Annotated in this window: 16 protein-coding genes; 1 reads left to right on the plus strand and 15 read right to left on the minus strand. The window is 62.9% G+C overall.

Annotation, left to right across the window (positions count from 1 at the left end; all coding sequences use genetic code 11):
• Window positions 1–77 precede the first annotated feature (77 nt).
• Complete coding sequence (gene purL / locus BN1124_RS08185; RefSeq protein ID WP_042640731.1) at window positions 78–3,971, plus strand: phosphoribosylformylglycinamidine synthase; 3,894 nt, start codon at window positions 78–80, stop codon at window positions 3,969–3,971.
• A 300-nt stretch (window positions 3,972–4,271) separates the two neighbouring features.
• Here purL and nuoN read toward each other — a convergent pair whose 3' ends face one another.
• The 15 genes from nuoN to BN1124_RS08260 all read right to left on the minus strand — a co-directional run bounded on the left by nuoN (window position 4,272) and on the right by BN1124_RS08260 (window position 21,224).
• Window positions 4,272–5,735, minus strand: coding sequence for an NADH-quinone oxidoreductase subunit NuoN (nuoN, locus tag BN1124_RS08190; RefSeq protein ID WP_042640733.1), 1,464 nt, complete (start codon window positions 5,733–5,735; stop codon window positions 4,272–4,274).
• Window positions 5,736–5,781: 46 nt separating this feature from the next.
• Window positions 5,782–7,299: an NADH-quinone oxidoreductase subunit M gene (nuoM, locus tag BN1124_RS08195; RefSeq protein WP_033129124.1), complete on the minus strand. Its 1,518-nt coding sequence runs from the start codon at window positions 7,297–7,299 to the stop codon at window positions 5,782–5,784.
• Between the two features lie 76 nt (window positions 7,300–7,375).
• Window positions 7,376–9,223, minus strand: coding sequence for an NADH-quinone oxidoreductase subunit L (nuoL, locus tag BN1124_RS08200; RefSeq protein WP_042640736.1), 1,848 nt, complete (start codon window positions 9,221–9,223; stop codon window positions 7,376–7,378).
• Window positions 9,220–9,528, minus strand: coding sequence for an NADH-quinone oxidoreductase subunit NuoK (nuoK, locus tag BN1124_RS08205; RefSeq protein WP_033129126.1), 309 nt, complete (start codon window positions 9,526–9,528; stop codon window positions 9,220–9,222). The genes nuoL and nuoK overlap by 4 nt, the downstream gene beginning before the upstream one ends.
• Window positions 9,525–10,076 (minus strand): NADH-quinone oxidoreductase subunit J, encoded by a 552-nt coding sequence (nuoJ, locus tag BN1124_RS08210; protein ID WP_042640738.1) that lies wholly within the window; start codon window positions 10,074–10,076, stop codon window positions 9,525–9,527. Before nuoJ ends, nuoK begins: the two co-directional genes overlap by 4 nt.
• Before the next feature lie 9 nt (window positions 10,077–10,085).
• Window positions 10,086–10,628, minus strand: coding sequence for an NADH-quinone oxidoreductase subunit NuoI (nuoI, locus tag BN1124_RS08215; RefSeq protein WP_033129128.1), 543 nt, complete (start codon window positions 10,626–10,628; stop codon window positions 10,086–10,088).
• Between the two features lie 7 nt (window positions 10,629–10,635).
• Window positions 10,636–11,604, minus strand: coding sequence for an NADH-quinone oxidoreductase subunit NuoH (gene nuoH / locus BN1124_RS08220; RefSeq protein ID WP_042640740.1), 969 nt, complete (start codon window positions 11,602–11,604; stop codon window positions 10,636–10,638).
• 52 nt (window positions 11,605–11,656) lie between these two features.
• Entirely contained in the window at window positions 11,657–14,386 is a 2,730-nt protein-coding gene (gene nuoG / locus BN1124_RS08225) for an NADH-quinone oxidoreductase subunit NuoG (protein ID WP_042640742.1), read from the minus strand.
• Between the two features lie 80 nt (window positions 14,387–14,466).
• Window positions 14,467–15,834 (minus strand): NADH-quinone oxidoreductase subunit NuoF, encoded by a 1,368-nt coding sequence (nuoF, locus tag BN1124_RS08230; RefSeq protein ID WP_042640744.1) that lies wholly within the window; start codon window positions 15,832–15,834, stop codon window positions 14,467–14,469.
• A complete protein-coding gene (gene nuoE, locus BN1124_RS08235; protein WP_082041492.1) occupies window positions 15,831–16,373 on the minus strand; it encodes an NADH-quinone oxidoreductase subunit NuoE in 543 nt (180 codons plus the stop codon). Before nuoE ends, nuoF begins: the two co-directional genes overlap by 4 nt.
• Window positions 16,374–16,437: 64 nt before the next feature.
• Window positions 16,438–18,243 (minus strand): NADH-quinone oxidoreductase subunit C/D, encoded by a 1,806-nt coding sequence (gene nuoC, locus BN1124_RS08240; protein WP_042640746.1) that lies wholly within the window; start codon window positions 18,241–18,243, stop codon window positions 16,438–16,440.
• A 2-nt stretch (window positions 18,244–18,245) separates the two neighbouring features.
• On the minus strand, window positions 18,246–18,920 hold the full coding sequence (locus tag BN1124_RS08245) for a NuoB/complex I 20 kDa subunit family protein (RefSeq protein ID WP_042640748.1): 675 nt from the start codon (window positions 18,918–18,920) through the stop codon (window positions 18,246–18,248).
• A gap of 29 nt (window positions 18,921–18,949) precedes the next feature.
• Window positions 18,950–19,354, minus strand: a complete 405-nt coding sequence (locus BN1124_RS08250; protein WP_033129135.1) for an NADH-quinone oxidoreductase subunit A — start codon at window positions 19,352–19,354, stop codon at window positions 18,950–18,952.
• Between the two features lie 258 nt (window positions 19,355–19,612).
• Window positions 19,613–20,488 carry a flagellar motor protein MotB gene (locus BN1124_RS08255; RefSeq protein ID WP_042640750.1) on the minus strand — a complete coding sequence of 292 codons (876 nt, stop codon included), beginning with the start codon at window positions 20,486–20,488 and terminating at the stop codon, window positions 19,613–19,615.
• On the minus strand, window positions 20,466–21,224 hold the full coding sequence (locus BN1124_RS08260; RefSeq protein ID WP_033129137.1) for a flagellar motor protein: 759 nt from the start codon (window positions 21,222–21,224) through the stop codon (window positions 20,466–20,468). Before BN1124_RS08260 ends, BN1124_RS08255 begins: the two co-directional genes overlap by 23 nt.
• Window positions 21,225–21,681 lie beyond the last annotated feature (457 nt).

Raw genomic sequence — 21,681 nt, forward strand, 5'->3', positions numbered from 1 at the left:
TGTCCGTTATCAGCCTGATCCCTATAATACGCGCGTCTCAAATCCCCCCACACTCTAAAACTTGGTGAGAAAGGTATATGGAAATCTTGCGTGGTGCCCCTGCACTGTCTGAGTTTCGTGTCCACAAGCTGCTGCAAAGCTGTGCGCAGAGAGGAGTAGAGATAGAGAGCGTCTATGCCGAATATGTGCACTTCGCCGAGCTTTCAAGCCCCTTGTCGCCACCGGAGCGAGCGACCTTGGGCCAGCTCTTGCGCTACGGCCCGACCATCCCAGAACACACCCCCAGCGGTCAGCTGTTTCTCGTTACCCCCCGTCCCGGCACTATCTCCCCCTGGTCTTCCAAAGCAACCGACATCGCCCACAACTGCGGCCTGAACCAGGTCAAGCGGCTGGAGCGCGGCATTGCCTATTACCTGCAGCCCAAGGCTGACTTGACCGAAGGCCAGCGGGCCGAGGTGATGGCGCTGCTGCACGATCGCATGATGGAGGTGGTGTTTGGCGAGATGAGCCAGGCGAGTGCCCTGTTCTCGCACCAGACGCCACGCCCCTTCACTCAGGTCGATGTGCTGGGGGGAGGGCGCGCCGCCCTGGCCTCTGCCAACATCAGTCTGGGTCTGGCCCTGGCCGAGGACGAAATCGACTATCTGGTCGAGAACTTCACCCGGCTTGGCCGCAATCCGAACGACATCGAGCTCTACATGTTTGCCCAGGCGAACTCCGAGCACTGTCGTCACAAGATCTTCAACGCCGACTGGACCATAGACGGTGAGCAGCAACCCAAGTCGCTGTTCAAGATGATCAAGAACACCTTCGAGCAGACGCCAGACCATGTCCTGTCTGCCTATAAAGACAACGCCGCCGTGATGGAAGGCAGCGAAGGGGGCCGTTTCTTCCCGAGCCCCGCCAGCGGTGAGTATCAGTATCACCAGGAGCGGGTCGACATCCTGATGAAGGTGGAGACCCACAACCACCCGACCGCCATCTCTCCCTTCCCGGGGGCGGCTACCGGCTCCGGTGGCGAGATCCGTGACGAAGGTGCGACCGGCCGTGGCGCCAAGCCCAAGGCGGGCCTGGTGGGTTTCTCCGTCTCCAACCTGCGCATCCCCGGCTTCGAGCAGCCCTGGGAGCAGGATTTCGGCAAACCCAGCCGCATCGTCAGCGCCTTTGACATCATGCAGGAGGGGCCGCTCGGTGGCGCCGCCTTCAACAACGAATTCGGCCGTCCGGCCATTCTCGGTTACTTCCGTACCTTCGAAGAGCAGGTGCCGAGCCACAATGGCGTCGAGGTGCGGGGCTATCACAAGCCCATCATGCTGGCGGGCGGTATCGGCAACATCCGCACCGAGCACGTCCAGAAGGGGGAGATCCCGGTGGGAGCCGCCCTCATCGTGCTGGGTGGCCCGGCCATGAACATCGGCCTCGGTGGCGGTGCTGCCTCCTCCATGGCTTCCGGCCAGTCTGCCGAGGATCTGGACTTTGCCTCGGTGCAGCGGGACAACCCCGAGATGGAGCGCCGTTGCCAGGAAGTGATCGACCGCTGCTGGCAGCTTGGCGACGACAACCCCATCGTCTTCATCCACGACGTGGGTGCGGGCGGCCTCTCCAACGCCATGCCTGAGCTGGTCAACGACGGCGAGCGCGGCGGCAAGTTCGACCTGCGTGCCATCCAGTGCGACGAGCCGGGCATGAGCCCCCTCGAGATCTGGTGCAACGAATCCCAGGAGCGTTACGTGCTGGCGGTGGCCCAGGACAAGCTGCCCCAGTTCAAGGCGCTGTGCGAGCGTGAGCGGGCGCCTTATGCCGTCATCGGCACCGCCATCGAGGAGAAGCATCTGACCCTCAGCGATGCGCATTTTGACAATCAGCCCATCGATCTGCCGCTGGACGTGCTGCTCGGCAAGGCGCCCAAGATGCACCGCGACGTCACCAGCCTGCCGGCCCAGGGCAAGCCCCTCGCGCTCGACGGCATCACCCTCAGCGAGGCGGCCGAGCGGGTGCTGCGTCTGCCGACGGTGGCGGAGAAGTCCTTCCTCATCACCATCGGCGATCGCAGCGTGACCGGGCTGGTCAACCGTGATCAGATGGTCGGCCCCTGGCAGATCCCGGTGGCGGATTGCGCCGTCACCGCGGCGACCTACGACGGCTACCACGGCGAGGCCATGTCCCTGGGTGAACGCACCCCGGTGGCGCTGCTCTCCCACGCCGCCTCCGCTCGTATGGCGGTGGCCGAGGCCCTGACCAACCTGGCGCCGGCTCACATCGGTTCCCTCAAGCGGGTCAAGCTCTCCGCGAACTGGATGGCCGCCGCCGGTCACCCGGGGGAAGACGCCGGCCTCTATGAGGCGGTCAAGGCGGTGGGCGAGGAGCTCTGCCCGGCCCTTGGCATCACCATCCCGGTCGGCAAGGACTCCATGTCCATGAAGACCCGCTGGCAACAAGCCGGTGAGGAGCGCAGCGTCACCTCGCCGCTCTCCCTGCTGATCACCGCCTTCGCCCGGGTGGAGGATGTGCGCAATACCGTCACCCCGCAGCTGCGTACTGATCTCGGCGAGACCGACCTCATCCTGATTGACCTTGGCAATGGTAAGCAGCGCCTCGGCGCCTCGGCCCTGGCTCAGGTCTATCGCCAGCTCGGCGACAGTGCACCGGATCTCGACAACCCGGTGCAGCTCAAGGGCTTCTTCAACGCCATCCAGACGCTGGTGGCGGACAGAAAACTCATCGCCTACCACGACAGATCCGACGGTGGCCTCTTCGTCACCCTGACCGAGATGGCCTTCGCCGGTCATTGCGGCCTCGACATCCAGCTCGATCGCATCGGCGGCGAGCTGCTGCCGGCCCTGTTCAACGAGGAGCTGGGTGCCGTCATCCAGGTGCGCCGCGATGACAAGGAGGCCGTGCTGACCCTGCTGGCTGGCCATGGTTTGGCTGCCTGTTCCCACGTGCTGGGCACGGTGCGTGAGGGGGATCTCATCACCCTCGAGCGCGCAGGCACAGAGGTCTATCGCGCCAGCCGCACCGCCCTTCGCACCGCCTGGGGCGAGACCAGCTGGCAGATGCAGCGCCTGCGGGACAACCCCGAGTGCGCGGATCAGGAACACGCAGCCCGCCAGGATGCGACCGACCCGGGTCTGCACGCGTCCTTAAGCTTCAACCCGAGTGAAGACGTGGCCGCCCCCTACATCGCCCGCGGGGTCTCCCCCCGTCTGGCGGTGCTGCGCGAGCAGGGGGTCAACTCCCACGTGGAGATGGCGGCGGCGTTTGACCGTGCCGGCTTCACCGCCGTCGACGTGCATATGAGCGACATCTTGTCCGGTCGTGTTGAGCTAAGCCAGTTCCAGAGCCTGGTGGCCTGTGGTGGCTTCTCCTACGGCGACGTGCTGGGGGCAGGTGAGGGCTGGGCCAAGTCCATCCTGTTCAACGACGGCGCGCGCGAGCAGTTCCAGCGCTTCTTCGAGCGTGGCGATACGCTCTCCCTTGGGGTCTGCAACGGTTGCCAGATGATGTCCAACCTGCGTGATCTCATCCCGGGTGCCGATCTCTGGCCGCGCTTCGTGCGCAACCGCTCAGAGCGCTTCGAGGCACGCTTCAGCCTGGTGCAGGTGCAGGAGTCGCCCTCCGCCTTCTTCGCCGGCATGGCCGGATCTGTCATGCCCATCGCCGTCTCCCACGGGGAAGGGCGAGTGGAGGTGCGTGATGCCGCCCATCTGGCCGCCCTGCAAGGGAGCAAGCTGGTGGGTCTGCGCTTCGTGGACAACCGTGGTCAGGTCACCGAGCAGTACCCGGCCAACCCGAATGGCGCACCGGACGGCATCACAGCCGTGACCAGTCAGGACGGTCGCGCCACTATCATGATGCCGCACCCGGAGCGGGTGTTCCGCACCGTGGCCAACTCCTGGCACCCGGACAACTGGGGCGAGGACGGCGCCTGGATGCGGATGTTCCGCAACGCGCGCGTGCGTCTGGGGTAATCCCCGCCGCGTACACAGCAACAATGAAAAACCGGCCAACAGGCCGGTTTTTTATGGGCGCAGCACAGGCGCTGCGTGAATGATCCTGACTCAGGGCTCAGGGCTCAGGGCTCAGGACTCAGCCTGTAGCATGTAGCAGCCCCGGCCCTTTGACGCTGGATCAGGAGGGGATGGCGAGGGGTGAAAGGGGAGGGCGGCGCATTACCGGCTGGAGCAGGATGCAGGATAGATACCGTCTTGGATGGGGCATAAAAAAACCGGCCACGTGGGCCGGTTTGTTGTGCTGTGACGGGTGAGTGCTTAGTGCAGCACCACGTTCTGGAAGCCCTGCACCAGGCTGATGACCGGCTGGGGATAGATACCCAGCGCCACCACCAGAATGGCGGAGAGCAGCACCACCAGGCCCCCGGAGGAGAAAGCCCAGTCGGCCTTGGCATCGCGCAATTGCATGCCGGGCTCGCGCAGGTAGAGGGTGACCATGACCCGCAGGTAGTAGTAGAGCCCCAGGGCGCTGCCGAGAACTATGGCGCCGGAGAGCCACCACAGCTTGGCATCGACGGTGACGCCGATGAGGTAGAACTTGCCGATGAAGCCCAGGGTCATGGGGATGCCCGCCAAGGAGAGCATCATCACCGTCATGACGGCGGTCAGGTAAGGACGATGCCAGAATAGACCGCGGTAGCTGTGCAGGGAGTCCGCATCCTTGCCGCGATAGGGGCTGGACATCATGCTGATGACGCCAAACGCCCCCAGGCTGGTGAACAGGTACATCAGCAGGTAGACGCCGGCAGCTTCCACCGGCATCTGGCCGAGGCGGCTCGCCACCACCACCGCCAGCAGATAGCCGAAGTGGGAGATGGAGGAGTAGCCCATCATCCGCTTGATGTTGGTCTGGATCAGCGCCAGCAGGTTACCGACGACGATGGACACGACCGCAATGGCTGCCAGCAGCCAGTGGAACATGGGATCGCCGGTGGCAGGGACCGCCAGATAGAAGCGCAGCAGCACGCAGAACACCGCGATCTTGCTGACGGTCGCGAGGAAGGTAGCGACCGGTGCCGGGGCACCCTCGTACACGTCCGGGGTCCAGAGGTGGAAGGGGGCGAGGGAGAGCTTGAAGGCGAAGCCCACCAGCATCAGACCCAGGCCGCCCATCAGCAGCGGATGGTGAGCCGGGCTCTGGGCCAGGGTCAGGCCGAGATCGCTGAAGCTCAGGCTGCCGGCCTGGGCGTAGAGCAGCGCCATGCCAAACAGCAGGAAGGCGGTGGCGGCGGCGGAGAGCACCATGTACTTGATGCTGGCTTCCAGGGAATGACGCTCGCGGTAGGCATAGCCCACCAGACCGAACATCGGCAGGGTCAGCATCTCGATCCCGATGAACAGGGAGGCGAGGTGGCGGGAACCCGCCAGCACCAGGCCACCGGCGGTGGCGATCAGCAGCAGCAGGTAGAACTCTTCCCGGTTGTCCGGATAGCCCTTGAGCCAGGAGCGGCCGAAGGTACAGGTTGCCAGGGCACCGATGAGTACCAGCCCCATGTAGAAGACGGCGTAAGCGTCCACTTGCAGCAGGGGAGTGACGCCCTGATCCCCCTGGGCCATCACGATGGGCAGGGAGAAGAGGGCCAGGTTCAGACCCGTGATGGTCACCACGAAGGCGGTGTCATCACAGCGCTTCCAGGCGATGGCCAGCATCAGGGCCACCATGGCCCCCGTGGTCAGCAGCAGGGGCAGCAGGGCCAGCAGTTGAGCTGCGGTAAACGTCATGACAGTGCTCCTGTAATGGACAAGGAAGGCAGCAGAAGAGAAGTCATCATTGCAAGGCTCCTGTGCTCGGCAGCGCATACCAGTGCAGCACGTTCAGCAGGCTGCTGCTGGCGGTATCGAGCACCGGCTGGGGATAGACCCCGAGCAGTACCAAGAGGCCGGCGATGGTCAGCATCATGGCCAGCTCACGGCTGTCCAGGCCCTTGAGGGGTTTGTCATCCTTGGGGGCACCGAAGCAGGCCCGTTGCAGCATGATGAGGGAGTAGACCGAGGCCAGCACCAGGCCGAAGGTGGCGATGATGGTCATGATCGGCGCCACCTGGAAGCTGCCGATGAGGATCAGGAACTCGCCGATGAAGTTGCCGGTGCCCGGCATCCCCAGCGAGGCGACCGAGAAGAACAGCATCACACCCGGCAGGTAGCGCAGGCGTCCCCAGAGGCCGCCCATCTGGCGCAGATCACGGGTGTGCAGACGCTCGTAGAGCTGGCCGCACAGGATGAACAGGCCGGCGGCGGAGAGGCCGTGGGCGATCATCTGTACCACGGCGCCTTGCAGCGCGAGCTCGCTACCGGAGTAGATGGCGATCATCACGAAGCCCATGTGGGAGATACTGGTGTAGGCCACCAGTCGCTTGATGTCGGTTTGGGCGAAGGCCAGCAGTGCACCGTAGACAATGCCGAACAGACCCAGCCCCATGGCATAGGGCGCGAACTGGGCAGACGCCTCGGGGAACAGCGGCAGGGTGAAGCGCAGCAGGCCGTAAGCAGCGGTCTTCAGCAGGATCCCTGCCAAATCCACGGAACCCGCGGTCGGCGCCTGGCTGTGGGCATCCGGCAGCCAGCCGTGCAACGGCACCAGCGGCATCTTGACCGCGAAGGCGATGAAGAAGCCCAGCATCAGCAACCACTGTACGCCTGTGCTCATCGGGGTATTGAGCAGGTCCAGGTAGTTGAAGGTGAAGACACCAGTGGCGGCGTGGTGGGTCAGCACCAGTCCCAGGATGGCGACCAGCATGATGAGGCCGCTCGCCTGGGTGTAGATGAAGAACTTGGTGGCGGCGTTGATACGGGATTTACCGTCGGTGACCGAGTGGCCCCAGAGCGCGATCAGGAAGTACATCGGAACCAGCATCATCTCCCAGAAGAAGAAGAACAGGAACAGATCCACCGCCATGAAGACGCCGAGCACGCCGCCCAGGATCCACAGCAGGTTCAGGTGGAAGAAGCCAATGCGCTGCACGATTTCTTTCCAGGAACAGAGGATGGCCAGCACGCCGATGAAGCTGGTGAGCATCACCATCAGCAGGGAGAGACCATCCACCGCCAGGTGCAGTGAGATGCCGAAGCGGGGGATCCAGGGCAATTGCCACTCGGCCGCCCAGACGGGGAGGCCGGGGTTTGCCAGGCTGAAATCACCACTAAACCAGATGGCGCCGGAGAGCAACAGGCAGGCACTCATGGACAGCAGGGCTACCCAGCGGACGAACTGTCCACCGAGGCGCTCCATCTGCCAGCAGAGCAAGCCGCCGATAAAAGGAATTAACAAGATCCAGAGTAAGGTCACGATATCAGCTCTCTCATAGGTTCTAGTCGCTGAGCAGGCCCGCAGGCCTGCAGTGAATTCAGGGAATGCATCGACGTCAACCGAGCAGCAGCAGCGCCAGGATCAGGACGGCGCCCATCCCCATGGAGGCTGCGTACCAGCGCAACTTGCCGGTGACAGTCCAGGCCAGTATCTGATGACCACTGTATGCCAGTACGGCGGGCAGGTTCATCATCCAGTCCAGCGGATCCTTGCCAAGCAAGCGGGTCGCCAGCAGGTAGGGTTTGACCCAGAGCTTGTCATACAGCCAGTCGAAGCCCCAGGCGTTGAACCAGAGGGTGCTGAGCAGACGGCCAGGTGCGCTCTCGGCAATACTTCTTGCCAGGCGACGCTCGCCAAGGAACAGGAAGGCGGCGAGTGCGATGCCCGCCACGGCGATGACGCCGGACAGGATCTCCAGGCTGTGACGGCCCTCTTCGATGTGATCGCCAGGGCCCGCCGGCAGCACACCCGCCAGGGGGGGCGTGATCCAGGCACCGATGGCGGTGGAGAGCACCAACAGCACCAGCAGCGGCAGCTTGTGCGCCAGGCCGTGACCGGCATGGGCCTCGGTTTGCGGCTTGCCGTGGAAGGCGATGAAGATCAGACGGAAGGTGTAGAGGGAGGTCAGGAAGGCCCCCACCAGACCGGCCCACAGCAGGGTGTTCTGGCCACTGGCCTGCACCTGCCAGAGGATGGCGTCCTTGCTGTAGAAACCGGCGGTCACCAGCGGCAGCGCGGCCAGTGCCGAGCCCCCGACCAGGAAGCAGGCATAGACCAGCGGCAGGCTCTTGCGCAGACCCCCCATCTTGAAGATGTTCTGCTCGTGGTGGGTCGCGACGATGACGGCACCGGCGGAGAGGAACAAGAGCGCCTTGAAGAAGGCGTGGGTCATCAGGTGGAAGATGGCCCCATCCCAGGCACCGACCCCGAGGGCCAGGAACATGTAGCCGATCTGGCTCATGGTGGAATAGGCCAGGATCCGCTTGATGTCGGTCTGCACCAGGGCGGCAAAGCCTGCCAGCACCAGGGTGATGGCACCCACCAGCGCCACCAGATGCAGGATCTCGGGGGCCAGCAGGAACAGACCGTGGGTACGGGCGATGAGATAGACACCGGCGGTCACCATGGTGGCCGCGTGGATCAGCGCCGAGACCGGGGTCGGACCCGCCATGGCGTCGGCAAGCCAGGTCTGCAGCGGCAGCTGGGCGGATTTACCGACGGCGCCACCGAGCAGCATCAGGCAGGCGAACGACAGGGCAGGGGAGCCCTCGGCAAACATCGCCGGAGCCCGTACCAGCAGCTCGTGGATGTTAAGGGTACCGAGTTCCCGGTACAGGACGAACAGGCCGATGGCGAGGAAGACGTCACCGACCCGGGTCACCACGAACGCCTTGAGGGCGGCAGCCCCGTTGGCAGGATTGCGGTAGTAGAAGCCGATCAGCAGGTAGCTGCACAGGCCCACGCCTTCCCAACCGAGATAGACGAACAGCAGGTCATCGGCCAGCACCAGGAACACCATGCTGGCGATGAACAGGTTGGTGTAGGTGAAGAAGCGCGAATAACCCTCTTCCCCACGCATGTACCAGGAGGCGAACAGGTGGATGAAGAAACCCACCCCAGTCACCACACCCAACATGGTCAGCGACAGCCCATCCAGCGCCAGACGGAAGCTGGGGGTGAATTCACCCACCGCCATCCATTGCCACAGGGTCTGGGTGTAGACGCCACCTTCCGGCATGTTGCCGAGGAAGTCGATGCCAACCCAGATAGTGGTCAGGGCCGACAGGCCTATGCTGCCGACGCCGATGAGCGCGGAGGTGCGCTCGCCGAAGCGGCCGATGGAGAAGGCCAGCACCAGCCAGCCCAACAGCGGGAACAGGAAAGTCAGGAATAGGAGGCTCATCCGCGCATCTCGCTCACAGTGTCCACGCTGAGGGTGTGGTAACGACGATAGAGCAGCAGTAACAGGGCCAGGCCAATGCTGGCCTCCGCTGCCGCCAGAGAAATCACCAGTATGTACATGATCTGGCCATCAGCCTGGGCCCAGCGGCTGCCAGCCACCACGAACGCCAGTGCGGACGCATTCATCATGATTTCGATACTCATGAGGATAAACAGCAAGTTACGGCGAATTAACAGACCGCACAGGCCGATACAGAACAGGATGGCTGCCAGCAACAAGCCGTGTTCCATGGGAATGCCACTCATTGCTGACCTCCTTCTTGAGATGGGCGCACGGGGGGTTTGGGCACGGAGAGCACCTCTCCGTTCTTGTCCTCACGGCCCAGGTGATAGGCGGTGACCAGGCCCGCCAGCAGCAGGATGGAGGCGAGCTCCACCGCCAGCACGTAGGGGCCGAACAGGGCGATGCCGACTTCCTTGGCACTGACGTCGGTCAGGCCGAGCACACCACCGGTGACGCCGAGGATGCCGTAGGCCAGGAAGCCGAGCAGGATGATGGAGAGCAGGGCTGGCCCGCCCCAGGTCTTGGGGGTGAGCCAGTTGCGTTCCTGATCCTGGGCCGAGCCCAGGTTCAGCATCATCACCACGAACACGAACAGCACCATGATGGCGCCGGCGTAGACGATCACCTGCAGGGCACCCGCGAAGGAGGCACCAAGGCAGAAGAAGATCATGGCCACGGCGATGAGCGAGATGATGAGATTGAGCAGCGCGTGCATCGGGTTGCTGGTGCTGATCACCCGCAGCGTGCTGTAAATGGCGACCAGGGCCGCGGCATAAAATGCCAGTTCCATGATTGACTCCTAGGGCAGCAGGCTCTTGACATCGATGGGTTTGGCTTCGTTCTCGGCATCCCCTTTCGGTTTGCCGTCGATAGCCATACCGCTCATGCGATAGAAGTTGTAGTCCGGGTACTTGCCGGGGCCGCTTATCAGCAGATCTTCCTTCTCGTACACCAGGTCCTGGCGACGATACTCACCCATCTCGAAATCCGGGGTGAGCTGGATGGCGGTGGTGGGGCAGGCTTCCTCACACAGGCCGCAGAAGATGCAACGGGAGAAGTTGATGCGGAAGAACTCCGGGTACCAGCGCCCATCATCCCGCTCCGCTTTTTGCAGGGAGATGCAACCGACCGGACAGGCGACGGCGCACAGGTTGCATGCCACACAGCGCTCGTCGCCGTCGGGGTCGCGGGTCAAGACGATGCGACCACGGAAACGGGGCGCCGCATAGACGGCCTGCTCCGGGTAGCTCAGGGTCTCGCGGGGCCGCCAGGCATGGGAGAACACCATCCCCAGACTGCGCAGTTGGGTGCCAACACCCTTGATGATATTAATGATTTTCATAGGTGCCTCACTGCACGTTCATCAGCACTACGGCGCCGGTGACCAACATATTGAGAAGGGTCAACGGCAGGCAGACTTTCCAGCCAAAGGACATCACCTGGTCGAAGCGCGGGCGAGGCAGGGAAGCCCGCAGCAGGATGAAGAACACCATGAAACAGGCGGTCTTCAGGGCGAACCAGATGAAGGGCGGCAGCCAGGGGCCGTGCCAGCCACCGAAGAACAGGGTCACGATGAGGGAGGAGATCAGCACTATGCCGATGTACTCGCCCACGAAGAACAGACCCCATTTCATGCCCGCGTACTCGATGTGATAGCCATCGGCGAGCTCCTGCTCGGCCTCCGGCTGATCGAACGGGTGGCGGTGGGTGACGGCGACGCCGGCAAACAGGAAGGTGACGAAACCCAGGATCTGGGGTACCACGTTCCAGAGCCCTGCCTGGGCCTCGACGATCTCCCGCAGGTTGAAGCTGCCGGTCTGAATCACTATGCCCATCAGGGACAGGCCGAGGAACACCTCGTAGGAGAGGGTCTGGGCCGAGGCCCGCAGGCTGCCGAGCAGGGAGTATTTGTTGTTGCTCGACCAGCCGGCGAACAGCACGGCGTAGACCGCCAGCCCCGCGATGGCCAGGATGTAGAGCAGGCCCACGTTCAGATCCGCCACGCCCCAGGTGGGGGTGATGGGCACCACCGCAAACGCCAGAATGAAGGCGGTAAAGGCGATGATGGGGGCCAGCACGAAGATCCGGCGATCGGCGAACGGCGGGATCCAGTCCTCCTTGAAGAACATCTTGACCATGTCGGCCGCCAGCTGCAGCAGGCCGAAGGGGCCCACCCGGTTGGGGCCGTAGCGATCCTGCCAGAGCGCCAGCAGGCGGCGCTCGATGAAGCTCATGAAGGCACCGGCCCCCACGATCCCCACCAGCACGATCAGGGCCTTGCCCACCTCCAGCAGCAGGTCAATCAGCGAATCGCTCATCGGCTGGCCTCCTGCTGGTTGTCGCGTTGAGAAAGGGTGATCAGCACGTGGCTCATGCTATGGCCTCCTGCAAGTTGTTCACATAGGTCTGATGCAGCGCGGTCGGCAGGCCATTGGCACCGAGCGGCAGGCCGAGCAGTCCCTTGGCCAGTGTGTCGCTCAGGCGCAGGGTCAGCCGCCAGTGGTGGCCACCCCAGGAGAAGGCAACCAGGCTGCCGGCGTTGAGGGCCAGACGGGCGGCGTCGGCCGGGTTCAGCACCAGGGTGGGCTCGCTCATCCGTGCCTGGATGACCGGGCTACGGGCGGAGAGCTCGTCGCCACCGAACAGCTGATCGTAACTCACCACCTGCAGCGCCTCTTGGGCCTGGAAGGGAGTGGGGATGCGGTCGAACCAGCCGAGGCTGTCCTCACCCGCTTCCAGCAGACGGCGACCGGGATCCCCGGCGCGCAGGTTGCCACCCACTTCATCCTGGAACTTGTTCCAGGCGGACGGTGAGTTCCAGCCCGGCGCCCAGGCGAAGGGCACCTGTTGCAGGGGTTGGCGGGCACCGGCGTAGCCTTCCATGGAGAAGTTGAACGGCGAGTCGGGATCTTGCGCGACCCGAGGCTCGCTCACGTTCTGATCCGCCAGCATGGAGGTGCGACCGCTGTAGCGGTGCGGTTCGCGGGCGAGCTTCATGCCACGGATGCGCAGACCCGCGTTGGGGGCGGCTTCGCGCATGGTGGCCAGCAGCGGGGCACTGGCGGCGCAGGCCGTGCTCACCTCATCGAAGGTATTCCAGCGCAGGGGCTTGCGGTCCAGGGCGCCTTGCAGCGCGGCCAGCCAGCGCCAGCTCTCGCGCACCTGAATGTCGGCGTCGTAGAAGGCGGGGGCATAGACCTGGAAGAAGCGCTGGGCGCGGCCTTCCATGTTCACGACTGTGCCATCACCCTCGGCGAAGCTGGCGGCGGGCAATACCAGGCCTGCCTTCTGAGCGGTGCCGGTGTCCTGGTGATCGACAACCAGCAGGTGTTGCAGGCGGTCGAGGGCGGCATCGACCCGGCTGCGAGCGGCGCGGCGATAGAGATCGTTCTCCAGGGTGATGAGCGCGAGATTGTCATCGCGCTCGATGCGTTCCAGTGCGGCTTCGAGCGGCGCGGCTGTGTCGGTCAGCATGGCCAGCCCCAGGCTGTTGACTTCTTGTGCCACCAGCGCCAGCTCTACGGCCTGACCACGACCCTTGAGGGCGCGGGCTATGTTGCTTGCCGCCTCGAGCAGTGCCTGGGAGCGGGCACCTGAGCCTGCGATGATGAGCGGCTTCTTGGCGTTGCCAAGCAGCTCGGCCCATTGTGCGGCCAGGGCTTGCTGCTCGGGAGCCAGATCCGTCAAGGCAGGGGCCGAGCCGTCGAGCAGGTGAGCGATGGCGAAGCCGAGGCGCGCTTGATCCGCGTGAGGCGCGTGCAGGGTGCCGCTCGCCACGTCGTCCAGACGGGTGCTGTCCAGGCTGGTGATGAGCAGCGGGTAGCGCTCGTTCTGGGCCAGGGTCTGCACCGCGGCGACCTGCCACAGATCCACCTTCAGCTTGCGGGCGATCTCGCGCCCCTTGCCCTTGACCGCCTGGCGCAGGGCCAGGGCGATGCGGGCGGCAGTCTGGGTGACGTCTTCACCGAGCACCAGCACGGCGTCGGCCTCTTCCATGTCCCGCAGGCTAGGGGTGCGTACGCCACCCTGTTGCAGGATCTGCAGCATCTTCTGCAGGCATTCCCACTCGCTTTGCTCGACGCCGCTATAGAAGTTGGCGGCGCCAACCAGCTCGCGCAGGGCGAAGTTGCTCTCCAGGGAGGCGCGTGGGGAGCCGATGCCGATGACGCCGGCGGCGGTGCGCAGGGCATCGGCGGCGCGGTTCAGGGCACCGTCCACCGTGATGGCGAGTCTGTCGTTGCCGTCATGGAGCAGGGGCTGGCGCGGACGATCGCTCAGGTTGACGTGACCGTAGCCGAAGCGGCCGCGATCACACAGGAAGTAGTGGTTCAGGGCGCCGTGGTAGCGGTTCTCGATGCGGCGCAGCTCGCCGTAACGCTCACCCGGGCTGATGTTGCAGCCGACCGAACACCCTTGGCAGATGCTGGGGGCGAACTGCATGTCCCACTTGCGGTTGTAGCGCTCGGAGTGGGTCTTGTCGGTGAACACGCCGGTGGGGCAGACCTCCACCAGGTTGCCGGAGAACTCGCTCTCCAGGGTACCGTCTTCGACCCGGCCGAAATAGACGTTGTCGTGGGCGCCATAGACACCGAGATCCTCGCCGCCAGCGTAATCCTTGTAGTAACGGACACAGCGATAGCAGGCGATGCAACGGTTCATCTCGTGATTGATGAAGGGGCCCAGATCCTGATTCTGGTGGGTGCGCTTGGTGAAGCGGTAGCGACGGCTGTTGTGGCCGGTCATCACCGTCATGTCTTGCAGGTGGCAGGCTCCCCCCTCTTCACACACCGGGCAGTCGTGGGGGTGGTTGGTCATCTGCCACTCCACCACCGTCTTGCGGAACTCTTTCGCCTCTTCATCCTCGATGGAGATATAGCTGCCATCGGTGGAGGGGGTCATGCAGGACATGACCAGGCGGCCGCGCTTGTCGTCGGCATTCTGATATTGCTTGACCGCACACTGGCGGCAGGCGCCGACGCTACCGAGCGCCGGATGCCAGCAAAAATAGGGGACGTCAAGCCCTAAGGACAGACAGGCTTGCAGCAGATTGTCTGCCCCGTCTACCTCGTACTCTTTACCGTCTACATGAATGGTGGCCATACAACTTCCCTGACTTCAATTAGATAAAATCTTTGGCTCGCGCTAGTTCAGAGGACCAGCTGCGGACGCGCAGTCGCGTCTTACCAGCGTTCGCCCAGCAGGTTGGGCTGGATCCCTTTGAGCAGCTTGCGATTGTCCTGCGGTGCCTTGATCCCGGCCTCGAACTCGGCGCGGAAATACTTCATGGCACTGCCAAGGGGCTCGACGGCGCCAGGGGCATGGGCGCAGAAGGTCTTGCCTGGGCCGAGGAAATTGACCAGCTGTTCCAGCGTGGCCAGATCACCCTGCTGACCCTCGCCACGCTCCAGCGCGCGCAGCAGCTTGACGCTCCAGGGCAGGCCGTCGCGGCAGGGGGTGCACCAGCCGCAGGATTCGCGGGCGAAGAACTCTTCCATGTTGCGCAAGAGCCCCACCATGTTGATGCTGTCATCCACCGCCATGGCCAGGCCGGTGCCCATGCGGGTGCCGACCTTGCCGATGCCGCCGGCATACATCTGGGCATCCAGGTGCTCGGGCAGCAGGAAGCCGGTGCCGGCACCGCCCGGTTGCCAGGCTTTCAGGCGATAGCCGGGCTTCATGCCACCGGCGTAGTCTTCAAACAACTCGCGGGCGGTGATGCCGAAGGGCAGCTCCCAGACCCCGGGGTTGTTGACCCGTCCGGAGAAGCCCATCAGCTTGGTGCCGTGATCTTCCGAGCCCGGCAGCGCCAATCCCTTGTACCACTCGACGCCGTTGCCGATGATGGCGGGCACGTTGCACAGGGTCTCGACGTTGTTGACGCAGGTCGGCTTGCCCCAGACGCCGGAGACGGCGGGGAAGGGGGGCTTGGCGCGCGGGTTGGCGCGGCGCCCTTCCAGGGAGTTGATGAGTGCCGTCTCTTCGCCGCAGATGTAACGCCCGGCGCCAGTGTGAACGAACAGCTCAAAATCAAAGCCCGAACCCAGGATGTTCTTGCCGAGCAGGCCGGCGGCCTTGGCCTCTTCCACCGCACGGCGCAGGTTGATGGCGGCATCGACGTATTCACCGCGCAGGAAGATGTAGCCGCGATAGGCCTTGAGGGCCTTGGCGGAGATGATCATCCCCTCGATCAGCAGATGGGGCAGTTGCTCCATCAGCAGCCGATCCTTCCAGGTGTTCGGCTCCATCTCGTCGGCGTTGCAGAGCAGGTAACGGATGTTCATGCTCTCGTCTTTGGGCATCAGGCCCCACTTCACACCGGTGGAGAAGCCGGCGCCGCCGCGGCCCTTGAGGCCGGCGTCCTTGACGGTGCCGACGATCTCGTCAGGGCTCATCTGGCCTAGTGCCTTGCGGGCGGCGTCATAACCCTGCTTGGACTGGTATTCGTCCAGCCAGACCGGCTGGCCGTCGTCCCGCAGCCGCCAGGTGAGCGGATGAGTCTCGGCCGCACGGGCGGTGCGGTTGGCGGTGCCAAAGGATGCAAGACTCATGGGTAGGCCTCCAGGGTCTTGAGCAGGCCGACGGCATCGAGCCCACCGTAGGTGTCGTCGTCGATCATCAGCGCCGGCCCCTTGTCGCAATTGCCGAGGCAGCAGACCGGCAGCAGGGTGAAGCGGCCGTCGGCCGAGGTCTGGCCGGGAGCCAGATCCATGACCTCTTTCAGGCCGGCCAACAACTGCTCGTGACCGTTGATGTAGCAGACCATGCTGTCACAGACGCGAATGATGTGACGACCCACCGGTTGGCGGAAGATCTGGCTATAGAAAGTAGCGACCCCTTCCACGTCGCTGGCGGGAATGCCGAGCTCGGCGGCGATGGCATGGATGGCACCGTCCGGTACCCAGCCGCGGGCCTGCTGCACTATCTTGAGCGCTTCGATGCTGGCGGCACGGGGGTCTTCGTAGTGGTGTATCTCATGCCCGATGGCGTCGCGTTCTGCCTGGCTCAGGACGAAACCGTCTCCCTTGCCCTGGCATCCGCCTTGTCCCGCTGGGGACGCTGTATTTTGGCACTGACATTGCTGGCTCATGACTTGACCTTCTGTCGCTTATTCTTCTTGTCCCGTTGCGTTCTGGTGTGAGCGCTGCGGGGACTTAACGATCCACATCCGACATAACGAAATCGATACTGCCCAGGTAGACGATGAGATCCGACACCATCTGGCCGCGGATCACCGAGGGGATCTGCTGCAGGTGAGCGAAGCTCGGGGTGCGGATCCGGGTCCGGTAGCTCATGGTGGAGCCGTCGCTGGTCAGGTAGTAACTGTTTATCCCCTTGCTCGCCTCTATCATCTGGAAGGACTCGGCGGCCGGCATCACCGGGCCCCAGGACACTTGCAGGAAGTGGGTGATCAGGGTTTCGATGTCTTGCAGGGTGCGCTCTTTGGGCGGCGGCGTGGTGAGCGGGTGATCCGCTTTGAACGGCCCCTCCGGCATGTTCTTCACGCACTGCTCTATGATGCGCAGGCTCTGGCGAATTTCCTCGAAACGCACCATGGCTCTGTCGTAGGCATCGCCGTTGGCACCCACCGGCACCTCGAACTCGAACTGATCGTAGCCGGAGTAGGGACGCCATTTGCGCACGTCGAAGTTGAGGCCGGTAGCGCGCAGGCCACCGCCCGTGGTGCCCCAGGCCAGCGCCTGCTCGGTGTTGTAGGCGGCGACGCCGATGCTGCGGCCGCGCAAGATGCTGTTGCGCATGGCGGCTTTTTCATAATCCATCAGCCGCTTGGGCAGCCAGTCCAGCAGGTTCTCCTGGATGAGGCGAGCCCAACCCACCGGCAGATCGTGGGCCACCCCGCCGATGCGGAACCAGGCCGGGTGCATGCGTGCGCCCGTGATGGCTTCGATGATGGTGTAGATCTTCTGGCGGTCGGTAAAGGTGAAGAACACGGGGGTCATGGCGCCCACGTCCTGGATGTAGGTACCGATGAACAACAGATGGCTCTGGATGCGGAACAGCTCCGACATCAGCACCCGGATCATGTCGACCCGTTGCGGCACCTTGATCCCAGCCAGCTTCTCGACCGCCAGCACGTAAGGCATGTTGTTGAGCGAACCGCCCAGGTACTCGACCCGATCGGTGTAGGGGATGTAGCTGTGCCAGGACTGGCGCTCACCCATCTTTTCGGCGCCGCGGTGGTGATAGCCGATGTCGGGGACGCAGTTGCGGATCTCCTCACCATCGAGCTGCAGCACCAGGCGGAAGGCGCCGTGGGCGGACGGGTGGTTGGGCCCCAAGTTCAAGAACATGTAGTCCTCGTTCTCGTTGCCACGGCTCATGCCCCACTCTTCGGGTTTGAACAGCAGGTTGTCCTGCTCTTGATCCTGCTTGACCGCATCGAGCATGAAGGGATCGAATTCGGTGGCGCGCGCCGGGTAGTCCTTGCGCAGCGGGTGACCCTGCCAGCTCTTGGGCATCATGATGCGGGTCAGATGGGGGTGGCCATCGAAGGTGATCCCCATCAGATCCCAGACTTCACGCTCGTACCAGTTGGCGTTGGGGAAGTGTTTGCTGATGGTTGGCAGATTCAGATCGCTCTCTTTGAGCGGCACCTTCAGCATCACATCGGCGTTACGGTCGATGGAGATAAGGTGATAGAAGACGGTGAAGTCGCTCTCGGGCAGGCCGTGGCGATGGCTGCGCATCCGCTCGTCGGTGGCGCTGAGATCGAACAGCATCACGAAGGGGGAAGGAAGCTTGCGCAAGAAGCCGATCACGTCAAGCAGCAGCTCGCGGGAGAGCCAGATGACCGGTACGCCGGTGCGGGTGCTCTGGACGGTGAAGCGCTCGGCACCGAAGTGGGCAAACAGCTCGCCGACCACTTGGGCATCAGCGTGATCAGAAGGCTGCCACTGGGACATGGTGTAGTTACTGGGGAATTCTCGAGTCAGTTTCATGATCAGATCTCATCCGGCGTGCGCAGGTTGGTGACGTTGATCCGTTCGCCGCGCTTGCGTTCCTTCTCGGCCTGCATCTGCGGGCGGTAAATCCCCTGATCGCCGACCACCCAGGAGAGGGGGCGACGTTCCTTGCCGATGGAGTCCTGCAGCAGCATCAGCGCCTGCAAGAAGGCCTCGGGACGGGGCGGGCAGCCGGGAATGTAGACGTCGACCGGCAGGAACTTGTCCACGCCCTGCACCACGGAATAGATGTCGTACATGCCACCGGAGTTGGCACAAGCACCCATGGAGATGACCCACTTGGGTTCGAGCAACTGCTCATACAGGCGCTGGATGACGGGGGCCATCTTGATGAAGGGGGTCCCTGCGATCACCATGAAGTCCGCCTGACGTGGCGAGGCCCGGATGACTTCGGCGCCGAAACGGGCGACGTCATGGGGGGAGGTGAAGGCGGTACACATCTCCACATAGCAGCAGGAGATGCCGAAGTTATAGGGCCAGAGGGAGTTCTTGCGGCCCCAGTTGACTGTGTCTTGCAACACCTCTTCGAGACGCCCGATCATGATGCCGCGGGAGGCCTCTTGGGCCAGGGGATCCTCGACGGTTTGGCGCTGTTCCTGCGGGTAGCGCTCAACGGGCGCATCCGGGTCAATCCGGGTCAGGGTGTACTTCATGGTGCAACCTCAAAGGGAGTATCAGTAATTCAGTCTGGCTTCTTGTCAGTCAGAACAGGTTTCTTCGGTGCCCAGTCGAGTGCACCGATACGCCACAGGTAGATGAGGCCTACCAGCAGCAGAGAGATAAAGATGGCGGCTTCAATAAAACCGACCCAGCCACTTTCCCGAACGGAAACGGACCAGGCGAAGAGGTAGAGTGCCTCGACGTCGAAGATGACGAAGAACATGGCAACCAGGTAAAACTTGGCGGAGAAACGCAGCCGGGCATTACCGACTGAGTCGATGCCGGATTCGAAAGGCTTATTTTTGGCTCGGCCGTAAGCTCGCCCCCCCAACAAAGACGCCAGGCCGATCATGGTCAGGCAGATACAGATGGCCCCAACGACATAGACAGCAAAAGCCCAATGCTGGACAGCAATATCAGCAAACATAGGAGTGTTCCCTAACCGAATTAATCACGTGAGTTAACAAGGGTGTTACGTATTATGCCATGGAGATGTTGATTCACATGTCATTTCAAAGGATTAATTATTAATCGCGGGGAAGAAAATCGGTTTTTGCTAGCGAGGTCAAGGTTCCTATTTGAGAATCATTTTCAATCGCTTTTACGATGCAGGATAAATCACTGGATCGTTGGAAAAATAAACTAATCGAAAAGATGAAAAACCCCGCGTGGCGGGGTCTTGTTATCAGGGGGTGAGGAGGGGAAGCGCCTGCTCTGCGGCCTTGCCCTGGGAGAGCACTATCTCCACTCGCCGGTTGGCCTGGCGATGGGCCGGGGTATCGTTGGGATAACGGGGCTGAGTGTCGGCCGCCCCCTGGGCGACGACCCGCCGTGAATCCAGCTTGGGATTGGTGAGCAGGGTGTGGACTATGGTGGCCGCCCGCAGCACCGACAGCTCCCAGTTGTTGCGATAAAGCTCCACCGGGGCCTGTGAGTTGTCGGTGTGACCGGTCACCACCACCATGCCGGGGATAGTGGCCAGCACATCGGAGACCTTGTTGACCAGTGGAATGAACTGGGGCTGCAGGAAGGCAGAATCCGCGGGGAACAGGGTCTTCTCGCCGATCCGGATCACCAGCTGGCTGCCGAGCTGCTCCACCTCCAGCTCCTTGGATTCAATCTGGCTCTTGAGCTGCTGATCCAGCTTCTGTTTGGTGACGGCGGCCCAATCCTGCTCCTTGGTCTTGTGTGGCCAGGACTGAGTTGCGCTGGGTTTCTCCGAGGCACCTATGGTCTCGTTGAAGGGATCGGCCGCGGCGGCCGGGGTCTGGGTGTCCAGCACCTGCTCCTTCTGGGAGGAGCCGGGGGTGGTCTTGGACTCGGGCTCCAGGATCCCGGTACCGCCTTGCATCACCGGGGAGCCGGCGGGCATGGAGATGAGGCCTATTTTACCCAAGGATTCGATAAAGCCCTGGATCAGCACCCGGGTCTCCGACTGCTTGGCCATGGCGAAGGAGTAGAGCACCACGAACAGGGCAAACAGCAGGGTCATGAAGTCGGCATAGGAGACCAGCCAGCGTTCATGGTTCTCCGGGGCTTCAGGCTTTTTCTTTTTGGCCACCGTGACCTCCGAGGTAGGGTTCAAGGGTCACTTGCAGCCGCTGCTGTGACTCGCCATCCACGATGCAGAGGATGCCTGTCAGGGTCATCTCCTTGTAGTGGCGGATCTGATGGGCGAAGCCCTTGTAGCGGTTGCCAAATGGTAGGAAGATCAGGTTGGCGGCGCCGACCCCGTAGATGGTGGCGATGAAGGCCACCGCGATGGCGCCACCGAGCTTGTCCGGTGCATCCAGCAGGCCCATGGCGTGGATCAGGCCGAACACGGCGCCGACGATCCCCATGGTCGGGCAGTAGCCGCCCATGGCTTCGTAGAACTTGACAGTCTGCTCGAGATCCTCGTGTTCGAATTCGATCTCGTTCTCCAGCACCTCGTGGATCTTGGTCTTCTCGTAGCCGTCGACCATCATCTGCACCCCCTTTTGCAGGAAGGGATCCTTGATGTCATCGATCATGCCTTCCAACGCCAGCATGCCGCTGCGCCGTGCATTGCCCGCCAGATTCTCCAGCAACTGGGCCTGCTCCAGCATGTCGAGGCGGGGAGGGGTGATGAGCCACTTGAAGCGCTTCAAGGTTTTACCCACCACGGAGAAGGGAAACTGCGTCAGTGCGGCACCCACCGTGCCCCCGATCACGATGAGGAAGGCGGGCAAGTCGAGCAGGGCGCTGGGGTGCCCCCCCTCGATGAGGTTGCCACCCAAAATGGCTGCCAAGGCTAACAGCAAACCGATCAGACTCATGTGTCCGTGTCCCTATGCGAAAAATGTGGCTAGTGTATCCACTTAACTATCAGTTTTTCAAAATGATATCCAATCGGTGAGCAATATCCGAGAGGCCAAACCGAATGTGGTGACCCTCTTGTTTCGGCCCGGTTGGCAGAATCATGAGCATTAGGTTCAGACTCCCATCACATCCTGATGAGGGATCTCAGCCCGGCGGCTGAAATAAAGAAGGCATGATGGGGAAGAGGCAAGGCCTGGAGGGTGGCTGACTGTCTGGGGGGAGTTATATCGGGATGGCTTTCCTCAGTCGATGTCAGAAAGCAAAAAACCGACCCTGAGGTCGGTTTTTTTATTTGGCGGTGGTCGGGATTGACTCGCGCCATCCCTGGCGCTCGCCCTATGGGCAGCCTGCAGCTGTCCAAGAGGGCTATCCTGCCCTCTTGTCGAACCAGGGTCCAAACCGAGCCGCCCATCA

Origin of the sequence: Aeromonas eucrenophila (assembly GCF_000819865.1) — a bacterium.
Lineage (GTDB): Bacteria > Pseudomonadota > Gammaproteobacteria > Enterobacterales > Aeromonadaceae > Aeromonas > Aeromonas eucrenophila.

What these genes read in the sequence shown, in the direction of transcription:
- purL (WP_042640731.1), top strand. Translation starts at nt 78, where the DNA reads ATGGAAATCTTGCGTGGTGCCCCTGCACTGTCTGAGTTTCGTGTCCAC.
- nuoN (WP_042640733.1), bottom strand. Translation starts at nt 5,735, where the DNA reads ATGACGTTTACCGCAGCTCAACTGCTGGCCCTGCTGCCCCTGCTGCTG.
- nuoL (WP_042640736.1), bottom strand. Translation starts at nt 9,223, where the DNA reads ATGAGCCTCCTATTCCTGACTTTCCTGTTCCCGCTGTTGGGCTGGCTG.
- nuoK (WP_033129126.1), bottom strand. Translation starts at nt 9,528, where the DNA reads ATGAGTGGCATTCCCATGGAACACGGCTTGTTGCTGGCAGCCATCCTG.
- nuoJ (WP_042640738.1), bottom strand. Translation starts at nt 10,076, where the DNA reads ATGGAACTGGCATTTTATGCCGCGGCCCTGGTCGCCATTTACAGCACG.
- nuoI (WP_033129128.1), bottom strand. Translation starts at nt 10,628, where the DNA reads ATGAAAATCATTAATATCATCAAGGGTGTTGGCACCCAACTGCGCAGT.
- nuoH (WP_042640740.1), bottom strand. Translation starts at nt 11,604, where the DNA reads ATGAGCGATTCGCTGATTGACCTGCTGCTGGAGGTGGGCAAGGCCCTG.
- nuoG (WP_042640742.1), bottom strand. Translation starts at nt 14,386, where the DNA reads ATGGCCACCATTCATGTAGACGGTAAAGAGTACGAGGTAGACGGGGCA.
- nuoF (WP_042640744.1), bottom strand. Translation starts at nt 15,834, where the DNA reads ATGAGTCTTGCATCCTTTGGCACCGCCAACCGCACCGCCCGTGCGGCC.
- nuoE (WP_082041492.1), bottom strand. Translation starts at nt 16,373, where the DNA reads ATGAGCCAGCAATGTCAGTGCCAAAATACAGCGTCCCCAGCGGGACAA.
- nuoC (WP_042640746.1), bottom strand. Translation starts at nt 18,243, where the DNA reads ATGAAACTGACTCGAGAATTCCCCAGTAACTACACCATGTCCCAGTGG.
- BN1124_RS08245 (WP_042640748.1), bottom strand. Translation starts at nt 18,920, where the DNA reads ATGAAGTACACCCTGACCCGGATTGACCCGGATGCGCCCGTTGAGCGC.
- BN1124_RS08250 (WP_033129135.1), bottom strand. Translation starts at nt 19,354, where the DNA reads ATGTTTGCTGATATTGCTGTCCAGCATTGGGCTTTTGCTGTCTATGTC.
- BN1124_RS08260 (WP_033129137.1), bottom strand. Translation starts at nt 21,224, where the DNA reads ATGAGTCTGATCGGTTTGCTGTTAGCCTTGGCAGCCATTTTGGGTGGC.